At 68.2% G+C, this 3,151-nt stretch carries 4 protein-coding genes; 3 read left to right on the top strand and 1 reads right to left on the bottom strand.

Annotation, left to right across the window (positions count from 1 at the left end; genetic code table 11):
- The 3 genes from ACFWJ4_RS41235 to ACFWJ4_RS41225 all read left to right on the top strand — a co-directional run.
- Positions 1-702: tyrosine-type recombinase/integrase (locus tag ACFWJ4_RS41235; protein ID WP_380554522.1), on the top strand; the 702-nt coding region annotated here is incomplete at its 5' end.
- Complete coding sequence (locus tag ACFWJ4_RS41230; RefSeq protein WP_380554519.1) at positions 699-1,013, top strand: helix-turn-helix domain-containing protein; 315 nt, start codon at positions 699-701, stop codon at positions 1,011-1,013. The genes ACFWJ4_RS41235 and ACFWJ4_RS41230, both read left to right, overlap by 4 nt.
- A gap of 15 nt (positions 1,014-1,028) precedes the next feature.
- Positions 1,029-2,651, top strand: coding sequence for an integrase (locus ACFWJ4_RS41225; protein WP_380554516.1), 1,623 nt, complete (start codon positions 1,029-1,031; stop codon positions 2,649-2,651).
- A gap of 9 nt (positions 2,652-2,660) precedes the next feature.
- Here the strand turns inward: ACFWJ4_RS41225 and ACFWJ4_RS41220 are convergent, their stop codons facing one another.
- A complete protein-coding gene (locus tag ACFWJ4_RS41220) occupies positions 2,661-3,050 on the bottom strand; it encodes a barstar family protein (protein WP_380554513.1) in 390 nt (129 codons plus the stop codon).
- Between the last annotated feature and the right edge of the window lie 101 nt (positions 3,051-3,151).

Below are 3,151 nucleotides of genomic sequence, written 5' to 3'. Positions count from 1 at the left end.
GTCTGCCCCGTCGATGAGTTCAACGCCTCCCGGCATGTCGGTGACGACTCCCCGGCCCTGCTGCCGCCACCGACCCCGGAGCGGGTGAACGAGTTCTTCGACTTCATGAAGCAACGGATCGCGACCGCCAGGAAGTACGGACCCGCCGCCCGCGACTACGCATTGTTCCGGACGCTGTATCACGCAGGACTCCGCTCGGAGGAGGCCTCACTGCTGGAGAAGCCGGACCTGCACTTCACCCGCGGCCCGTTCGGCAAGCTCCACGTCCGCTTCGGCAAAGGAGCCCACACTTCTGGGCCCCGGCCGCGCTGGGTGCCGATGCTGGACGGCCTCGACTTGGTGCTGCGGTGGTTCCTGGAGGACGTGCGCGGGAAGTTCCCCGACTCGCCGGTGTTGTTCGCCGACGAGTCCGGTGGGCCGCTGCATCGCGGGACCATCCGCAACCGGCTCCGCTATCTCATGGAACTCGAAGGACGTCCGCCCGCGGAGCGGTTCAGCCCGCATGCCCTGAGGCGGGCCTGCGCGACCCACAACTACGAACGCGGCGTCGACCTGGTGGCAATCCAGCAAATGCTCGGACATTGGACGGTCAGCTCGACCATGCGTTATGTCCGGCCCTCCGCGACGTTCATCGAGGACGCCTATCAGCGGGCCGTCGCCAGCACCCTGGCCGAGCTGACCGGGAAGGACTCCACGGCATGAAGATCCGATGGCGGCTGCGGATGGCCGCCGCCCAGCGCGAGGTGTGGACCGGCACCGAGCTGCGGCGGCTGCTGGCCGAGAAGGCCGGCCTGGAGTTGTCCTCCGCTTCGGTGTCCGCGCTGTTCACCAAGGAGCCCTCGCAGGTGAAGATGACCACGTTGGCCGCGTTGTGCACCGCGTTGGAGTGCACCCCCAACGACCTGATCGACGTCGACACCACCCCCGTCGAACGGCCCGTCACGCCGCCTCGACTCGTTGCCGACACCCCGAAAACGGTCTCCGCCCGGGGCCGGTCGATGCCGCCCCTGTGACCGGCGGAGAGCTCGATGGGCAAGAAGCAACGCGACTGCGTCACCTGCGGTGCCCCGGTGGGCTTTCGCGACCGCCAGCACTGCTGCCGGTGCCAGCGGAGGATGAACGAGCAAGCCGTTAAGGAGAGTTGTCCTTCCTGCGGGAAGGACCGCGTACTCCAGCAGGACACCGGCCGGTGCATCATCTGCTCGCGCGCCTGCGAGCAGTGCGGCCATCCGGTCCGCGCGGCTGGCAACCGTCTGTGCCGGGACTGCCGCCGCAAAGCCGAGCGGCTGGACGCCCAGCAGCCGTGCCCGCGCTGCGGCAAGCCGGGTTATCTGCGCGAGGCGACCGGCTGGTGCGGGCCCTGTTCTCACCCGGGATCACCCAAGAAGCCACCGAGCGTCTGCCGCGAGTGCGGCGAGCTTCGGCGGCATGCCGGGCTGGGGCTGTGTTCTCCCTGCTGGCAGAAGCACCCGGGGCGCCCCTTCATCCGCGGCGAACACCTCCGCGACCGGCTTGCTGAACCGCCGTTGTGGCTGGGCGACTTCGTCGCCTATGTCGCCGCCCGCCATTGCATCGCCCGGGCCTGCGGCTTCGTCACCGACCTGGGTCGGCTCCTGGAGGATGAGCACGCCAACTCGCCCCATGCCCTGCTGGAACGATCTCGCCGTCCGGGACGCTCAATGGGCTCCTTCGCTCGTGCGCTGGAGGACTTCTTCACCCTCCATGGCCTTGCCCTGCCCACTGACCAGGCCGAACGGCTCGCCGCCGGGCGGCGCCAGCATCGCCTCGACGCGGTCCCCGAGCCCCTGCGTCCCGCCGTCGTCAGCTTCGACGCCTCCCGGATGCGGGCCCAGGACCGGGCCCGCCGGGCCGGCACCCGGCCTCGCAGTGACCACACCTTGGAAACCGCCCTGGGTATCCTTCGTGACCTGGCCGTCTTCCTCGTGAATCACCAGGGCAAAGACGACTGGGCGCTGGTCGACGTGCATGACATCGAGGCCTTCCTGGCCGGCCTGCCCCGGGCCCGGAAGCGACGGCTGACCGTGCTGCGGCAGTTCTTCCGCTTCGCCCGCTCCAAGCGCATCGTCCTGGTCGACCCGGCCCGGACACTGACCGCGAAGGAGCCGAACGGCTTCCGTGGCAGGACTCTCACCCTCGACCAGCAGCGCGAGCTCTTTCGCCGCTGGACCACCGATGAGCACGTCCACCCGCACGAGGCCCTGATGGGCATGCTCGCCCTGCTGCACGGCGCCTCCAGTTCCGAGGTCCGGATGCTGCAGATCACCCAGGTCGACCCGGTGGCCCAGACGGTCCGGCTCGGCAAGCGGCCCCGCCCCGTCCCTCTGGACCCGGCCTCCTGGGCCGCGCTGCATCGCTGTCTCGCTCACCGTGCGGCATGGCCGACGGCCAACCCTCACGTGATGGTCACCAAAGGAACGAAGGCCAGACGAAGCCCGGCCTCAACTGCTTATCTTTCCCACGTCCTTGACGACTGCGGATACCCACCCCGGATGATTCGCAGCACCCGGCTTGTCGACTTGGTGAACACCATGGACCCCAAGCTCGTCGCCGCCGCCTTCGGGATGGACCCGCAAGCCACCTTGATCTATCTCGCTGACCATGTGGACGCGGGCCGACTTCCTGACCCGTGAGCTGCCCTGCTACTTCAGCCGCAGAACGCCGGGAGCACGGCTCTCAAAGATCTCGACGAGCTGATCGAAGACGGTCCGCCCGCGCTGATCACGTGCTGCGGCCAGCCTCGCTTCGACAGCCGCCCGGTTCGAGGGGTGGCACCGCGAGAGACGAAGTTCCAACTGGCGCACCGTTTCCGGGTAGCCGAGGTGCTTGCGCGATACGGCATGGTCGCGCCACTCGACGATGTAGTCCTCGGCGTCCGGGCCCCCAGGTCCACCGCTCAGGCAGTCCGCGAAGGCATCGAGGTTCCGGCCAAAGTACTGGCGCCCAGGGCCGTCGAACGCGTCCATGAGTACCTGCCAGAAGTCATCCAGCGTTCGAATCCGAGTGCCATCCAGCACGTACGTCGCCATCACGATCCGCAGGATACGTCCACCTCGGTGTCCCGCTCATCAGGATTGAACCTGTGCTGTTCAGCCATCGCCTCGCACGGGTTCGCCGGAACATGTGCGCTTTG

It is taken from the genome of Kitasatospora sp. NPDC127067 (genome assembly GCF_042724755.1).
Lineage (GTDB): Bacteria > Actinomycetota > Actinomycetes > Streptomycetales > Streptomycetaceae > Kitasatospora > Kitasatospora lactacystinica.
This window is presented reverse-complemented; position numbering and strand designations above follow the sequence as displayed.